Source organism: Chryseobacterium cucumeris (assembly GCF_016775705.1).
GTDB lineage: Bacteria > Bacteroidota > Bacteroidia > Flavobacteriales > Weeksellaceae > Chryseobacterium > Chryseobacterium cupriresistens.
The window spans coordinates 1,095,417-1,111,137 of sequence record NZ_CP068760.1 but is presented as its reverse complement, the minus strand read 5'-3'; the positions used below and the strand labels follow the sequence as shown (position 1 = coordinate 1,111,137).

19 protein-coding genes are annotated in these 15,721 nt (G+C 35.4%); 13 read left to right on the top strand and 6 right to left on the bottom strand.

All coding sequences use genetic code 11. The features are described from left to right. Window positions 1-148: 148 nt before the first annotated feature. The 5 genes from JNG87_RS04955 to JNG87_RS04935 are packed head-to-tail and all read left to right on the top strand — an operon-like array spanning window position 149 to window position 4,344. Window positions 149-1,471 (top strand): TolC family protein, encoded by a 1,323-nt coding sequence (locus JNG87_RS04955; protein ID WP_202842102.1) that lies wholly within the window; start codon window positions 149-151, stop codon window positions 1,469-1,471. A gap of 1 nt (window position 1,472) precedes the next feature. Further along, the gene (locus JNG87_RS04950) at window positions 1,473-2,063 is read left to right on the top strand and encodes a SprT-like domain-containing protein (RefSeq protein WP_202842101.1); all 591 of its coding nucleotides are present in this window, start codon (window positions 1,473-1,475) and stop codon (window positions 2,061-2,063) included. 2 nt (window positions 2,064-2,065) lie between these two features. Beyond that, a complete protein-coding gene (locus JNG87_RS04945) occupies window positions 2,066-3,148 on the top strand; it encodes a mannose-1-phosphate guanylyltransferase (RefSeq protein WP_238349672.1) in 1,083 nt (360 codons plus the stop codon). A 31-nt stretch (window positions 3,149-3,179) separates the two neighbouring features. Then, window positions 3,180-3,842 carry a hypothetical protein gene (locus JNG87_RS04940; protein WP_202842099.1) on the top strand — a complete coding sequence of 221 codons (663 nt, stop codon included), beginning with the start codon at window positions 3,180-3,182 and terminating at the stop codon, window positions 3,840-3,842. Beyond that, the gene (locus JNG87_RS04935) at window positions 3,811-4,344 is read left to right on the top strand and encodes a GNAT family N-acetyltransferase (protein WP_110008996.1); all 534 of its coding nucleotides are present in this window, start codon (window positions 3,811-3,813) and stop codon (window positions 4,342-4,344) included. The genes JNG87_RS04940 and JNG87_RS04935 overlap by 32 nt, the downstream gene beginning before the upstream one ends. Window positions 4,345-4,433: 89 nt before the next feature. Here JNG87_RS04935 and bcp read toward each other — a convergent pair whose 3' ends face one another. Beyond that, on the bottom strand, window positions 4,434-4,883 hold the full coding sequence (gene bcp / locus JNG87_RS04930; RefSeq protein ID WP_137904532.1) for a thioredoxin-dependent thiol peroxidase: 450 nt from the start codon (window positions 4,881-4,883) through the stop codon (window positions 4,434-4,436). A gap of 33 nt (window positions 4,884-4,916) precedes the next feature. On the opposite strand from bcp, the gene JNG87_RS04925 reads away from it, so the two are divergent. The 5 genes from JNG87_RS04925 to JNG87_RS04905 all read left to right on the top strand — a co-directional run bounded on the left by JNG87_RS04925 (window position 4,917) and on the right by JNG87_RS04905 (window position 9,418). Next, entirely contained in the window at window positions 4,917-5,537 is a 621-nt protein-coding gene (locus JNG87_RS04925; protein ID WP_202842096.1) for an endonuclease III domain-containing protein, read from the top strand. A gap of 307 nt (window positions 5,538-5,844) precedes the next feature. After that, a complete protein-coding gene (locus JNG87_RS04920) occupies window positions 5,845-6,618 on the top strand; it encodes a GLPGLI family protein (RefSeq protein ID WP_202842094.1) in 774 nt (257 codons plus the stop codon). Window positions 6,619-6,640: 22 nt separating this feature from the next. Then, window positions 6,641-8,257, top strand: a complete 1,617-nt coding sequence (locus tag JNG87_RS04915; protein ID WP_202842092.1) for a vitamin K epoxide reductase family protein — start codon at window positions 6,641-6,643, stop codon at window positions 8,255-8,257. A gap of 81 nt (window positions 8,258-8,338) precedes the next feature. Beyond that, entirely contained in the window at window positions 8,339-8,521 is a 183-nt protein-coding gene (locus JNG87_RS04910; protein WP_110009001.1) for a TIGR04149 family rSAM-modified RiPP, read from the top strand. 66 nt (window positions 8,522-8,587) lie between these two features. Beyond that, a complete protein-coding gene (locus JNG87_RS04905; RefSeq protein WP_202842090.1) occupies window positions 8,588-9,418 on the top strand; it encodes a DUF6625 family protein in 831 nt (276 codons plus the stop codon). 236 nt (window positions 9,419-9,654) lie between these two features. Here JNG87_RS04905 and JNG87_RS04900 read toward each other — a convergent pair whose 3' ends face one another. From JNG87_RS04900 to JNG87_RS04880, 5 genes are read right to left on the bottom strand one after another with little or no spacing between them, the layout of a single operon-like run. Then, window positions 9,655-10,341 (bottom strand): glycosyl transferase, encoded by a 687-nt coding sequence (locus tag JNG87_RS04900; protein ID WP_202842088.1) that lies wholly within the window; start codon window positions 10,339-10,341, stop codon window positions 9,655-9,657. Then, a complete protein-coding gene (locus JNG87_RS04895) occupies window positions 10,331-10,933 on the bottom strand; it encodes a hypothetical protein (RefSeq protein WP_202842086.1) in 603 nt (200 codons plus the stop codon). Before JNG87_RS04895 ends, JNG87_RS04900 begins: the two co-directional genes overlap by 11 nt. A 52-nt stretch (window positions 10,934-10,985) precedes the next feature. After that, window positions 10,986-11,432 carry a DinB family protein gene (locus tag JNG87_RS04890; RefSeq protein WP_110009005.1) on the bottom strand — a complete coding sequence of 149 codons (447 nt, stop codon included), beginning with the start codon at window positions 11,430-11,432 and terminating at the stop codon, window positions 10,986-10,988. 8 nt (window positions 11,433-11,440) lie between these two features. After that, on the bottom strand, window positions 11,441-11,998 hold the full coding sequence (locus tag JNG87_RS04885) for a hypothetical protein (RefSeq protein WP_146207829.1): 558 nt from the start codon (window positions 11,996-11,998) through the stop codon (window positions 11,441-11,443). 6 nt (window positions 11,999-12,004) lie between these two features. Further along, on the bottom strand, window positions 12,005-13,801 hold the full coding sequence (locus JNG87_RS04880) for a DUF885 domain-containing protein (protein ID WP_202842084.1): 1,797 nt from the start codon (window positions 13,799-13,801) through the stop codon (window positions 12,005-12,007). A gap of 168 nt (window positions 13,802-13,969) precedes the next feature. On the opposite strand from JNG87_RS04880, the gene JNG87_RS04875 reads away from it, so the two are divergent. The 3 genes from JNG87_RS04875 (at window position 13,970) to JNG87_RS04865 (ending at window position 15,716) form a co-directional block, all read left to right on the top strand. Continuing rightward, the gene (locus tag JNG87_RS04875; RefSeq protein WP_110009008.1) at window positions 13,970-14,431 is read left to right on the top strand and encodes a hypothetical protein; all 462 of its coding nucleotides are present in this window, start codon (window positions 13,970-13,972) and stop codon (window positions 14,429-14,431) included. Window positions 14,432-14,600: 169 nt separating this feature from the next. Beyond that, on the top strand, window positions 14,601-15,305 hold the full coding sequence (locus JNG87_RS04870) for a MotA/TolQ/ExbB proton channel family protein (RefSeq protein ID WP_202842082.1): 705 nt from the start codon (window positions 14,601-14,603) through the stop codon (window positions 15,303-15,305). 12 nt (window positions 15,306-15,317) lie between these two features. Next, complete coding sequence (locus tag JNG87_RS04865; RefSeq protein ID WP_062672905.1) at window positions 15,318-15,716, top strand: ExbD/TolR family protein; 399 nt, start codon at window positions 15,318-15,320, stop codon at window positions 15,714-15,716. Window positions 15,717-15,721: the final 5 nt, after the last annotated feature.

Here is a 15,721-nt window from a genome sequence, read left to right as displayed (position 1 = left end):
ATATAATTTTTCAATCTGTAACTTTTTTATATTTAATTCGTCTAATATTGAAAAATCTTAATATGAAATCGCTGTGATTCACAGATAACAGTACTGATGAAGATGACACGGTTCCATATGACCATTAAAAACAAATAAACATATACATATGAAAAAAGTTTGGATCATCGTTTTTGGATTAGGTTATCTGGGTTTAAGCGCTCAGAAGAAATGGTCCTTAAAAGAATGTGTAAGCTATGCAGTGGAGCATAATCTTCAGGTTATCCAAAATGAGTATAACAAACAAAACCAGGAATATAATCTTAAAGCAGCCCAAAAAGAATATTTACCATCTGTATCGGGGAGTATGACGAATGGGGTGAGTTTCGGGCAAGGGTCATTAGGAGCGGGAAGTTTTAGAAACGATAGATTCAATAACAGTGTTGGTCTGGGAGCCGATATTTTGCTCTATAATAATGGAAGATTAGAGAAAAATGTACGAAAAGCCCAGTTTGATGTAGAAGCAAGCCAATATGACATTGAAACCATTAAAAATGATATCTCTCTTCAGATTGCTCAACAATATCTGACAGCCTTGTTGAATAAGGAGATTGTTAAAATCTCTCAGAGTGCTGTGGATAATGCCCAGAAACAGTTTGACAGAGCTAAGATCACAACCCAGGTTGGGACAACTGCCCAGACGGTTCTAGCTGAGGCTGAAGCTGCGCTGGCAAGAGAGAAACAAAACCTTAAAACGGCAGAAGTAAATGTTGGACGTGCTTTATTTGCCATCGCTCAGCTATTACAGCTTTCAGATTACAAAGGTTTCGATGTGGAAGATGTAAACGTTCCGGAAAAACTTGATTTACAGCTTAATACTGTGGATGAAGTGCTTACAACGGCGTATGAGATACAACCTCAGATCAAAGCAGCCGAAAGCAGGATAAGATCTGCCGAAGCACAAACTGAAGTAACCAAAACAGCATTCTGGCCAACGTTAACGGCAAGTGCGGGTCTTAACACTTTCTATAACAGGCAGTTTGATCCTATGCCAGGTACTGTGCAGGGAACTTTTTTTGAACAATATAAAGATCAGTTCGGGCAAAATGTTGGATTATCATTGAATATTCCTATCTTCAATAAAGGAAAAACAAAACTTCAGGTAGAACAGTCTAAGGTCAATGAGAGTATAGCCAGAAATACACTAGAACAACAGAAACAGACGGTAAGACAAAATGTTCAGAAAGCTCAGTTTGATGCTGATGCCAATTATGAAACCTATCTGGCTGCAGTGGAAGCTGAAAAAAGCTCAAAACTGGCTCTTGATTTTGCCGATAAAAGTTATGCTGCCGGAAGAACCACCATCTACGACGTCAATGTGGCGAGAAATAATTATGCAAATGCACAGGGATCAGTAGCGCAGGCAAAATATAATTATCTTTTTAGTCTTAAACTATTGAATTTCTATGCAGGAATTCCATTAAGTTTGTAAAATGCCAATTCAATCATTAGAAAAATACTTACCTCAAAATACACTTAAATATTTAAGAATCTGGTTTGCAGATTACTATATACATATAAAAGTTACAAGAAACAGAAATTCAAAACTGGGAGATTACAGAAAACTTCCGGACAATTCGCATGAAATTACGGTAAATTCAACCCTTACCCCACAACTTTTTTTCTTTGTGCTTACTCACGAGCTCGCACATCTGATTGCTTTCGAAAAATATGGACGGAGAATTTCGCCCCACGGCAACGAATGGAAAGAAACTTTTAGAAATATGCTTCTGGAAAGCCTTGAAATATATGATGAAGAGCTCAAACCTATCATTATAAAATTTTCAAAATCGCCTAAAGCCAATTTCATGGCAAGCCCTGATCTGGTAAGATATTTTCATACTGAGAAACAGGATGATAGTCTTCATTTTATCGAGGAGCTTAAAAAGGGAGAATTCTTTATCTATCGCAACGAAAAGTATTTATTAGAAGGTCTGGTTAAAAAAAACTATCTTTGTAAGAACCTGGCTACTGGAAGGAAGTATTCTTTCAAGCCTTTAGCGAGGGTAGAAAAATGTAGCTAATAATGTTAAAATCAGATAGATATTGCGTTATAATGGCGGGAGGAATCGGGAGCCGGTTCTGGCCGATGAGTACGCAAAAATTTCCAAAACAGTTTCAGGATATTTTAGGAACCGGGCGCACTATGATTCAGCAGACCTATGACAGAATCAGCAAGGTAATTCCTAAAGAGCAGATATTCGTAATTACGAATAAAGAGTATGTTCCTGTTTCCCATCAGCAGCTTCCGGAAATTCCTGAAGAGAATATTGTGGGCGAGCCCTTGATGAAGAATACAGCCGCTTGTAATCTGTATATGGCCAACAAAATTGCTGAGATTAATCCGGATGCAACGATGATTGTATTGCCGGCAGATCATCTGATCCTTAAAGAAGATGTATTTTTGGAGAAAGTGGAGCTGGCATTTGAGCTGGCTTCAAAAAATGATTATCTGGTAACATTAGGGATTACCCCTACAAGGCCTGATACCGGATACGGATATATTCAGTTTGTAGAAAAAAAGGGTTCGGAATATTTTAAAGTGAAAACATTCACAGAAAAGCCTATCCTTGAAATTGCCCAAAGCTTTCTGGAAAGCGGTGATTTCCTTTGGAATGCAGGAATTTTTGTATGGAATGTGAAAAGTATCCATCATGCCTTTGATCTTTATCTTCCAGAAATGATGCAGCATTTTATGGCTTGTGAGTACAACTCAGAAAAAGAAAATAGCTGTATTGAAACCATTTATCCGAAGGTTCAGAAGATTTCTATTGATAACGGAATTTTAGAAAAAGCAAAGAATGTTTATGTGATTCCATCAGATTTGGGATGGAGCGATCTTGGAACATGGACTTCTGTATATGAAAATACAGAAAAAGATAAAGACGGAAACGCGGTAAAACTGAAACATTTACTTGCTTATAATTCAAAAGGAAATATCATCCGTTTAAAGAATAATAACAAGGCCGTAATCATTGATGGTCTTGAAAACTATATTGTTGTAGATACAGATAAGGCACTTCTGATCTGTCCGCGTGATAATGACCAGCTCATTAAAGACTATGTTCTTGATCTGAAAAACTTTAAGAAAGGCGAGAAGTTCATGTAATATTTGGTATATTTCTGCTGATTTTTAAATTATGAGTAACACTGCAACCCGATTTACAATTCTTACATTTTTACTTCTGGGAATCTTAGGATATTCTCAGGAGAAGAAAAAGTTTTCAAATATACCTTCTGTTTTGCAGCAGATCAACCCAGGAAGCAGAGTAGACTCGTGGGTGCTGATATACAACAGCTACGGTAAAGGTGAAGAAATAAAGACTTCGGGTAAGGTAAATTACACTCCTCAGTTCTCAGGATTCAATCTTTTCCCTAGTGAAGACAGCTTTTATTATATTGCTTACTCAGAAGGAGGTAAAGTAAATTATGTAACGGATGTAGAGGGATTGAAGAAATTTGTTGACAGAATTGATAATGCTCAGGAGGCTGCGGTTGTATTAGCTGCTGAAGGATATATGGTGGATGAGGAATTCAAGGATCTTGCAGGCAATTACCATGAAGATCAATCGAATTATTATCTGGATCTTGGAAAACTCACTTCGAAAGAATGCCCCTATCAGAAAACACATTATACAGTAACGGTAAATAAATCAACCGGTGCCATAAGCAATGTAAAAGATAATGGAACGTATATTGAGCTTTACAATAAAAAATGTGCTAATAACCCGAGACTGTTGAAAATCGAAAAAAAAGAAGAACCCAAGAAAGATGAGTCTAAAAAAACACCCAAACGCAGATAATATCTATGAGACTGAGCGATTAATCCTTCGTCCCATGTCCCGTGAAGATAAAGATTTTGTCTTTGACCTTTATAACAGGCCAAAATTCATTCAACATATCGGCAACCGCAACGTTAATTCTGTTGAAGATGCCGAAAATTATATTCTCAACAGATTTGCTCCCCAGATTGAAAGACTTGGATTTGGAAACTATCTTTTAATAACCAAAGAAGGCAATGAAAAAGTAGGGGCAGTAGGAATCTTTGAAAGAGAAGGTCTTGATATCGTGGATATAGGATATTCTCTGCTGGAAGAGTTCGAAGGTAGGGGATATGCCTACGAAGCAGCTCAGAAAGTGAAGTCTATTGGAATGGATGATTTCGGATTAACAAAAATATCAGCCATTATTTCAAAGGATAATATTTCTTCCCAAAAACTGATCGAAAAATTAGGGTTGAGGTTTAAAAAACACGTCATACTTCCAGGCGAAACCGAAGAACTCAACTATTACGAAACCGAATAAAACTTCTAAAAATGCTTTCACAAATAACGTATAGATCGTAAATCGTGTTATTTGTGAAAGCATTTGTGATATTTGTGTTTCAAAAAAAATTATCCTTCCAGAATCTGCTCAGCAGCAGTCTTTGACGTTACTTTTTCAATCACTCTTGTACAGACACCATTTTCATCGAAAATAAAAGTCGTTCTTACAATTCCCATATACGTTTTTCCAAACGTTTTTTTCTCCTGCCAGACCCCGAATTTTTCAATGATATCTCGGTTTTCATCAGCAATAAGATCATAAGGAAATGCGAATTTACTGTGAAAGTTCTTCTGTTTCTTTACACTGTCACCACTTACTCCCAGTAACTGATACCCTGCTTTTTCAAGCTTGGAATAATTATCACTCAGATTGCAGGCTTCCACTGTACAGGTTGGTGTATTCGCTTGCGGATAGAAGAAAACAACCAGTTTTTTTCCTATTAACTTTGATGAGGTTACCGTTTCTCCATCTTGATTGAATCCTTCAAATTCAGGTAATTTATCTCCAACTTTCAGCATAATGATTTAATTTTGTTCAAATTTAAGGGTTACATGACAAAAAAACAAAGAGCTGAGCTCATTCAGATAGAACTGGATAAATTATATCCGACTACACCTATTCCGTTAGATCACACCGATCCGTATACATTAATGGTGGCCGTAGCACTTTCCGCGCAGACCACAGATAGAAAAGTTAACCAGGTTACGCCTGATCTTTTTGCCGTGGCAGGAACTCCACAAAGAATGGCCAGGCTGGAAGAATTTGAAATCAAAGAACTCATCAAAGAAATCGGACTTTCCAATACCAAAGCCAAAAACCTTAAAAGAATGGCAGAACTTCTGCTGGAACGTCATAATGGTATCGTTCCGCAAACTTATGAAGAATTGGAAGCCCTTCCGGGCGTAGGGCATAAAACTGCTTCAGTGGTGATGAGCCAGGGTTTCGGATTTCCCGCTTTTCCGGTAGATACCCACATTCATCGTCTGATGACACAGTGGAAACTTACCTCTGGAAAAAACGTGGTGGAAACAGAGCGCGATGCCAAGGAATTATTCCCTGAAGAAGTATGGAATAAACTTCACCTTCAGATTATTTTCTACGGAAGAGAATATTCTCCGGCAAGAGGAAAAGGAGAGAAAGATTTTATTACAAAAATGTTATTTGAAAAATAGAATTTAACATTATTTAGGATTTTAAGAACTATTTTCAGTTACAAATAGAACAAGAAGAGCACTATTTTATAGTGTTTTTTTTTATCTCATAATTTAAATTCTAAATTTTTTTTTCACCAATAAAGGATATTTGTAAAATTTCACGATAATTCTTTTATTTCATAAAGAAAACTTTATCTGCTTGATTTATAATATCATTTAGAGACAATAGTTTTCTTTTTCGTAATTTTCTTTACTGTAAATTGTTACAGAAGTATTGTATTTCCATAAAAAGAGATATATTTGGCTCAGTACCATGAAAATCAAAATGAAAAAAATTAACCTTTTCGTTTTTTTTATAGTTTTATATTCCTGTGCCTGTAAAGGGCAGGTTCATCGGTTTTATTATGAACTTACCTATAAACCCTCTACCAAAAATAAGACGATAAAGACCGACATATTCTATCTGGACAGTCTTGATAAAAGGTCTGTATTCATTCGAAAAGAAAAGTGGGAATCTGATTCTCTTTTCACAACACAATCCCCAGTTTTATCGTTAGGAACAATGAATTTTAAGGTAATAAAAGATCTTGGTAATTCATCAGTTATTCTGAAAGATGATTTATTTATAGGTGTTATTTCCTATAAAGAATATCCTGATCTTCATTGGAAGCTTTTACCGGAAAAAAAAAATACCGGGACTTTTCAAGTACAAAAAGCAGAAGCCAATTATGGAGGAAGACATTGGATAGCATGGTTTACTCAGGATATTCCGGTTTTTGATGGTCCTTATGTTTTTATGGGGCTTCCAGGGTTGATTATAGAGCTGAAAGATGCTAATAATGAATATCAATGGAAATTGAAAGGCAGTAAAAAAAATGTCCGGTCTACATTGCAAACAGAATCAGTAATGGATGAGAGTTTGATGTCAAAAGAAGCCTACATTAAAAATAAAGAAAACTTCATAAATGATCCCTTGCCTGTTTTGATGCAAAGTATGGCAGATGTTAGTAAAAGTCTGGAAATCATGAATAAGATGAATCAACAGGCCGAATCAATAAAAAAATATCACCGGGAAAACGATAATACCATCGAAAGATAGTATCAACAATTCAACTATAACCATGGAATTAAGAAAAGAAATTAACGCTGTTTTTTTATATCTGAAATCGATTGATGTAAAAATTGATAAGAATGATTACATCTATCAGGTAGAATCGCATCCGGAGACACCTAGTCTTCTGGCTTTTAGTGATGCTCTTGGTTTTTTTGGTATTCCAAATGGTGCCTTTACGATTGATTTTCAGGATTTTGATCATTTACCGGAAACATTTCTAACCATATTAGATATAGGAAACGGGCATTTGATTTTATCATATATTGAAAAAAAGGAGCAATCGGTTTTATATACAGATCATGAGGGTGTGCAGAAGACTATCTCCATTCCTGAAATGGAGAGTTTGTGGACTGGTGCGGTACTGGCCGCTGAAAATAACGGAGAAATCACAAAACCGTCTAATGTCTTTTACAATAAACTCCTGCCAGCATTCATCTTTTGTGCAGTATTTGTAGTGTTGTATTTTATCGGAGGCTGGTTTATAAGTGGTTTCGGTGCGATTACAATGGTGGGGTTGCTTTTAGCCTTTGAAGCTATAAAAACAGAGCTGGGGCTGGAGTCTGGTTTTTCTGCGCAGTTTTGTGATGGAAATGAGAAGTCAAGCTGCAGCCAGATTATCAACTCTGAAAAAGGAAAAATTGCAGGGTTCAAATTGAGTGATCTAAGTGTTTTTCTTTTTGGGATTCAGCTTTTTTCACTGCTTGTTTTTAATAAGGAGCTTATCAATAATTATTATTTTTTAATTGGTTTTTCACTGCTGGGATGTATACCATTTACATTATATTCTGTTTATTTTCAGATGAAAGTAGAAAAGAAGTGGTGTCCAATATGTTTGAGTATTATAGGAGTAATCTATGCACAGCTTATCTATTTGTCATTTAACATGACGGAGATACTGAATAATGTACATCTTGACCTCCTAACAGTTTTGCTTTTGTCATCAGTAGTGATCGCTTTTTCCGGAACCTATATTTTTATTAAAAAAGCTTTGATAACCTATGCAGTGCTGAAAAAGGATGCGGAGTTTGACTCAAGATATATAAGGCATTATCCTTACTTTAAAAATATTCTTACAAGCACAGAACCCCTTGTTTTAAAAGCTGAGCCAATCCTGCTGGGAAATCCAAATGCTCCTGTTACAATTACTTTTATTACAAGCCCTTTGTGCGGATACTGTAGAGAAGCGCATGATTTCTTGCAGAGAATTTACAACCAATATAAAAATCAGGTCAACATCAAAATCAGATTTAATATGACAGGAGTCGTAACTGCTGAAGTAGAAGAGATGTTGATCCAGCTCCTGAACATTTATCAAACAAAAGGCGAAGGCAAATTTATTGAAGCTCTTCATGACTGGTATAGTCACAGACAGGCAGAGAAATGGTTGAAAAAATATAGTACAACTCTTGATAACAGAACCTTTCTACTGAATAAACTGGTTTCTGTTTCTTATGAAAATTTACAGAATAACCTGTTTTTCACACCACATTACTTTATCAACGACTATGCATATCCTGTAAGACTTAATAAAAAGTATATAGAAGTATTTATGCCGGATCTTATTGAGGACGAATGGAATGAACAGCATGATTCTGTAAAGGAATTGGAGGTTGAATACAGATAAAAGAAGAAAATTATTATAATAATTATACAAAGAGGAAGCCGAAAATCTAAAGAGTAGGCAAACAAATTAAAACAAATTTCTATGAAAAAATTACAAAAGCTGAGCTTAAATGCTATGAAAAACGAAATGAGCAGAAACGAAATGAGAGTTATTAAAGCGGGTTCAGGAGGTGAGCCAGGAACTTGTAACTGTAACTCACAGTACTGCTATATGAATGGTATGAGAGCTATATGTGGCGGTGGATGGCCAGCAAAATGCTGCTAATCAATCAAAAATAACTTATATTTTTTCTGTAATTGCAATTCTGCAATTACAGAATTTTTTTAACCTATGAATACACCAAGTTTAGTTTTAATTACATGCTGGTATGGTAAATATCCATGGTATATGCCCTATTATCTGCATTCTTGTGCTTTTAATCCAAGTGTAGATTTTGTGATTATAACTGATAATACAGAGGAGGTAAAAAACTTACCCTCAAATGTAAAAATAGTCCATAAAAATCTGAAAGATATCATCTGCGATACATCTGATAAACTTGGGTTTCCAATCAACATAGATTATCCTTATAAGCTGTGTGATTTTAAGCCTGCGTATGCTTTTATGTTTCCGGAACTTATAGAAGGATATGATTTCTGGGGGCACTGTGATCTCGATCTTATTTACGGAGATATAAGAGCTTTTTTTACCAATGAATTTCTCGATAGCTATGATTATATCAGTGTAAGAGATGATTATACCACCGGATGCTTTGGTCTGTACAGGAATAATGAACTGATGAATACATTCTTTAAAAGAAGTAAAGACTATAAAAAGGTATTTTCTATGCCGGATCACTTCTGTTTTGATGAATGTAATTTTGTTTGGGACGATCTAGCAGAAGGTATTCCTATTTTCGAAATTGAAACAGAAATTGAAAGTTTTACCCATATCATGAAAAATGCTGAAAGAGAAGGAATTCTCAGAACTCATTTTGATTTTATTCTTATGGAGGGCTATACGGGGAGAGTAAAATTTGATAATGGAAAAGTTATTTATAAAAACAAATATGAGGCAATTATGTTTCATATGTTTTGGCTTAAAAAAGTATACAACCCCGAAAAAGTACCTGCAAAAATCCCCAACAGGTATAATGTAAGCCCCACTAGAATTTATTGGTAATTACTGTACTACTAATTAAAAAATAATAGCATGAAAAAATTACAAAAAATGAGCATGAATGTTATAAAGAATAACATGAGCAGAAAGGAAATGAGAGTTATTAAAGCAGGATCGGGCCCAACATCATGTAACTGCCAGGCAGTGATGTGTCTAGTCCATGGGAGTATGGAGGCTTATTGTGGACCTTCAGGAGTGATCTGTTGCTAATCATTTTATGAAAAGAAAAAGAGAGAACCTTATATTGTTCTCTCTTTTTTATTATTTAAAACCAATTGTTTGTACTTTTTTTGATAGATACCAAGGGCAAGATCTGCTGTTTTAAAATAATGTTCAATATTTCCATTAATATTATTCTCTGCAGTAATATCAGAATATCCGAAATCTTTCTGAACGGAGACAAAAGGATATAATACCATTTTATGAGCTGACAGTTGTGATAAAAAGTTATCTGCAGTGTCTTCCGGGCCAAAGTCTGCATTGAGTATATGATCAAAAAAACGACTGTATACCACCATAAACTGGGTACACCAGAAATGATTGATCCAAAACCTGTTTTCTGTAATAGGAACAACAAATCTAAAGCCTCCTCCAATGCCTCCGGCCAGAATATCAGCACCCTGCTCATTAGATTGTATAATATTATTTATAAACGCATCTCTTTCATAATGTTCCGTAAAAACATGGTCATCTTCTACAATGATAATCACATCATCTTCGTTTTCAATAGCAAGAGATACCGTTTTTTTTATGCTTTCCCAGAGGCCTACATTCCCTTTCTCATGCATACATGCCTCTACAATTTGGCAGCCAAATTCCGGTCTGCCTTCAAACTCTTTTAACACACTTTCCCTTCTGTCTTCTCTATGTTTCAGATTGATAATGTAAGTGGGGATCATAATTTCTGAAAAGTTATTATGGCTCATAGCTGTAGTATTTTTTTATTTGGGAAAGTTCATCAAGAAAAACTTCCGGATTGTCATATATATATTGAAAATCAGTGGTGTTTTCGAATGATTGAAGGTTTCCGTCATCTTCAAACTGAGAAATGAATGGATGTATTACAAAGACGTCTTCCAGATGTGATGATAAAAAAACATCAAGAGGCAGCTTAGTATTGAAATTCCTTTGCAAGAAAAGAGAATATGTTTTTTTGAAAATAATCATGAACTGTGATCCCTTGAAACCATCAACCCAGAATATATGATCAGAAACTTCGATCACTTTTTCAAAGCTTAGGAGACCTCCAAGCAATAAATTACCGTCAAGTCTTTTTACCTTTTCAATACATTTTTCAAGATGATCTTGTGAAAAACTAGGACAAAACCGATGTTGAGAGGTTGAAATAATGATATAGTCTTCATCATCACTTTCTTTTATTACCTTTTGTATTCCTTCTGTGAAACTTAAATGTTCATCTGTGACAATAAATTCAGGTGTAAAATTTCTCTCTGTATAATGTTCTAAGGCACCAGAAAATTTTTCAGGATTTGAAGATAAAACAAATATTTTCTTCATAATGATTGGGTTTTCAGGATAAATTAGTTTTAATAAAAATAAATAAATCAGATTAAATGTCCAACAGCCTTCTGTGATAATTAACCTGCCCCAGATGATAGTCCAGATGAGCAAGCAGATGGATCAGAAAATAATCGGTTGTCATGGCACTTTCAAAAACAACCAATGGATATTCTTTTTTCAGGTCTTCATCGGACAATTGGGAAAGTACCGAATCTATCATTGCCGCAGTGGCTTTCACCTTTTCAATAAGTTCCGCTTTGGGAATATCCTTTGACGAAAATTCAAGGTCACGCTGTCTTACGTATCCTGTGTTTCCAAGGTGTGTTCCGATAAAATGATTAAGATTTCCGACCAGATGAAGGGCAAGGTTACCCGCAGAGTTGGCAATGTTTTTATCCGTTTTCCAAAGATTTTCTTCGCTTTGATAGGCTTCCAGTTCCGTTTTTAACTTATTTAAATCTCTGTTGTAAAGAGATCTTAGACTTTCTGTGATCATACCAGTTATTATTGTATTATAGTTTTAAAATATCCTTTAAAGTGTTTGTCAACCAAACTGTCAATATTGCATTTGTAATCTATAAAACCATATATGCTGTCATTTGTGGCGAATTTATGGCTGTTAAGAACTAATTTTTGACTGTAAACTTCAGATTTTATGAATTTTTCTTCCTTTTTTAAGGTTTTAGGATCAATATCTCTGATGTAAAATTGATTATTAAAAACTTTAATCAAAATACCATTTCCAAAATATCCATTATTGTTATTCAATTTGATAGTAAGAGAGTCATTCAGGTATTGAGCTTTACATTTATAATCATTGAATAAAAACGTTCCCTTACGAAAGCCATCCGAATAACTTGCAGTTTGAACAATATGTGCTGTTCTTGTTTTGCTTTCAACAACTTCACTATTATAAAGCTTCAGTTCCGGATATTTTGAGAGAACTAGAATACTATCATGGTTAGGTAAGCTACTATCAACAGTAAAATTTCCAAAATTCTGCTCTTTTTGACAACTCAAAGCCATCAATAAAATACCTGAAAAAAACAAAAATAGTTTCATATGAAACTATTTTTGTTTTTGAGCCCAAAGCTCCATTTTTCTGTTCAGAACGTCCAGCGGAAGACATCCCTGGCTTAAAACTTCATCATGGAAGCTTGCCAGATTGAATTTGTTTCCCAGTTCTTTCTGATATTTTTCTCTCAGCTCACGGATTCTTAAAGACCCTATTTTGTAGCCTAAGGCCTGACCCGGCATCGCCATATATCTTTCTACTTCTGCAGTGGCCGATGCTTCATCATAAGAAATGTTGCTTAAGAAATATCTGATCGCTTCTTCTCTTGACATTTTTCCGGTATGAAGTCCCGTATCTACTACAAGTCTTACCGCTCTCAGCATCTGATCGCTTAAATATCCCATTTTCTGGTAAGGATCAGTATATAAACCGAATTCAGGGCCTAATGTTTCACAATAATGAGCCCATCCTTCACCATATGCTCCCAACCATCCGAATCTCATGAATTTAGGAAGCCTTGTATTTTCCTGTTGAAGAGAAACCTGATAGTGATGCCCCGGAATCGCCTCATGAAGGAAAAGAGATTCCATTCCCGAAGTAACATTAAATTTGGTAGGATCAGGAAGCGGAACATAAAATATACCTGCTCTTTTTCCATCCGGAGTTCCCGGCATATATTCTGCGCTGGCACTTGCTTCCCTGAATTTCTCCGTCTGTCTGATCTCAAACTTTGTTTTTGGCGTTACATTAAACATTGTTTTCAGCTTCGGTGTAATTTTCGTTAAGATCCCGTTGAATGCATTTAAAACTTCCTTAGATGTTTTAAAAGTCATTGCCTTTGGATCCGTCTTAACAAAAGTGATAAATTCTTCCAGAGATCCGGTAAAGCCTACCTGATGTTTTACTTTCTCCATTTCTGCGCGAAGCATTGCAACCTGTTGAAGCCCGATCTTATTGATCTCTTCAGGTGATTTCTTTGTGGTAGTCCAGCTTTTTACATAATAGTTGTAGATTTCATTGCCGTTAGGAAGGCTGTTGTATCCGTCTGTATCTCTTGCTTTTGGCAGGTATTCTTTTTCTAAAAATGTTCCCATTTTAGTATAAGCCGGGATGATTTTTTTTGTAATAGCATCTTTGTAAAGTGCTGAGAATTTTTCTTTCTGAGCCTCTGTAAAGTTTTTAGGGAAATTTTTAATAGGTCCGTAGAAAATATTCTTTTCCATATCGGAAGTAGTGATTTCCTCTGCTCTCATCTGAGGAATCATTTTGACAACCAGTTTTTTAGGAAGCACTATTTTATTGTTGATTCCCTCACGGAAGTTGTCCGCAGCTGCATTCATCCACTCCGGAAATTTTTCCATTCTTTTCAGCCAGTCGCTGTAGTCTTTTTCTGTTTTAAAAGGCTGATTGCCCTGTCCGCTTCCATACAATGGAAAAGTAAGCGGCAGCCCTCCAAACTGAGTGAAAGGAATATATTCCGGATGATAGGCATAGCCCTCAATTTTATCTTTTAAAGTATAATCCAATACATCATATACCACTTTATCCTCATCAGAAAGACTTTTGTAATCTACATGTTCCAGCTGTTTCTGTACAGAATTGTAGAATGTTACTTCTCCTGAGATAAAATCTTTATCAATATTAATCGGAAGCTGGTCGTTATATCTTGTATCTCCCTGTGCTGTAGCATCTAAAGGATATAACTTAAGATATTGCTCATAATAGTTCGAAGCGATAGAATCCAGGTTGCTGGGTGTCACTTTTGTAAGGGGAGAATCCGATTTTTTGCAGGAAGCAAGACCAATCATCAACCCTAATCCCAGAATACTTTTTGATAAAATGTTTTTCATCTCACAATCTTTATGAAAACAAAAGTAAGTATTATTGGGATATTCATGCTTATTGAATGCATTGATTTTAAAAAATTATTTTCAAAATCCTTTTAACTTTGAATCAATTTTTTATCTTTGTCTAAAACGTTTAACAATCATATTATTACAGTTCTTTTTTAAGAAAAAATGAAAGGGATTTTAAAAATTTACCATCCGGACGAAACGCTAAAATACAATATCAGAAATACTTATTGTAAGGCCGTTTACAGCAACCAGCAACATTTTTTAGAGGTTGAAGTGATTACGGATGACAGTTTGGATCACGTGGACGATGATTCATTACAGTACAACTTTCCGCAGCTTTCACTTGAAGTTTTTGATTTTCCTATCGAATCGGCGGAAATAGAAGGGAAGACCATCATCATCAATGACTCTGATGAAGAAACCTATACAGAAGTAGACCTTTTTGATGACGAAGATGCCTATATCTATGATAATGAGCTTCTTTTTGAAAAAAACGAAGAAGGAGAGCTTCAGGTTATCTGGAAAGGAACTATTGATGATTTCTATACCGGATCAGATACACCGATCCCTTTTAGATTAAAATGCGAATTTAAACAAGATGATATTGAGGTAGAAGAAGACTAACGAGCTTCTGCCTTTTTAACTGTACATTTCTTTTCAAATTATTTTTGGAAAGAAATTTGCTGTTTGTAAAACTGTAACAAATTTTAAGTTGTTTTTAAGCAATTTTTAAGAGTTCAATTCATAATATTCTCCTACATTTGTCGTTGAAATTTAATAAAATTTACATTTAATGCTGTTAACGGAACTTTCTCAGATTTTATTCGCACAAATCAATACCCCTGCAGTTGCTGCAGACAACTTGGAGTTCTCATTCTGGAAAATTATGTTCCATGGAGGAGCTTTCGCTAAAATAGTGATGGTCACTGTATTACTATTGGGAGTGTTTTCTCTATACCTGTTTTTTGAAAGGTTTTTCTTTATCAAAAGGCTGACATCAAAAACAGATTCCAACTTCATGAACAATATCGAAGACTTCATCAAGGCCGGAAAAATAGAGGCAGCAGCAGATTACTGCAAAACCCAGAACTCTCCGGAAGGAAGAATTTTAGAAAAAGGAATTTCAAGATTAGGACGTCCCGTTTCTGATATTGTAAGTGCTATGGAATCACAGGCGCAGGTAGAGGTTGCCAATATGGAAAAAAACCTGAACCTTTTGGCTGTCGTACCGAGTATCGCACCAATGCTGGGACTTCTCGGAACAGTAATCGGGATGATTATTGCTTTCTTTAATCTATCTCACGCAACAGGATCATTCTCTCCGAAAACACTTTCAGAAGGTATTTATACCGCTTTAGGGCAGACCGCTGTAGGTTTGGCTGTAGCGATTCCCGCCAACTTCTGTTATAATATTCTACTGACAAGAATTGATAAATTTGTCCTGAAAGCCCAGAATATGTCAGGAGAATTTTTAGACCTTATCAACAAACCTTTATAAATCTTTCTTACGATGAAAATTCAAAGAAGAAATAAAGCGAATCCGGAATTCAGTTTAGCAGCGATGACAGACGTTATCCTGTTGATGCTGATTTTCTTTATGATTACCTCTTCGGCGGCCAATCAAAGCGCCATCGATGTGAATCTTCCGAAAGCCGGAGCAGTTGATGATAATATTCCCAATCCTTTAACGGTAAGCATCAAGCCGGACGGTTCATTTTTTGTAGATGATAATCCTGCCAATAAAGGAGAATTGGAGCAAATTATTGTAGATAAATTAGCCAGCCAGACCAATAAATCATTTACGATCAGAGCTGATGAAAACACATTGCATAAAGATGTTGTTTTTGTGATGGAAATTGCTGAGAAACATAAATTTAATATTGCTATTGCAACCGTTAAAGACAAATAACATAT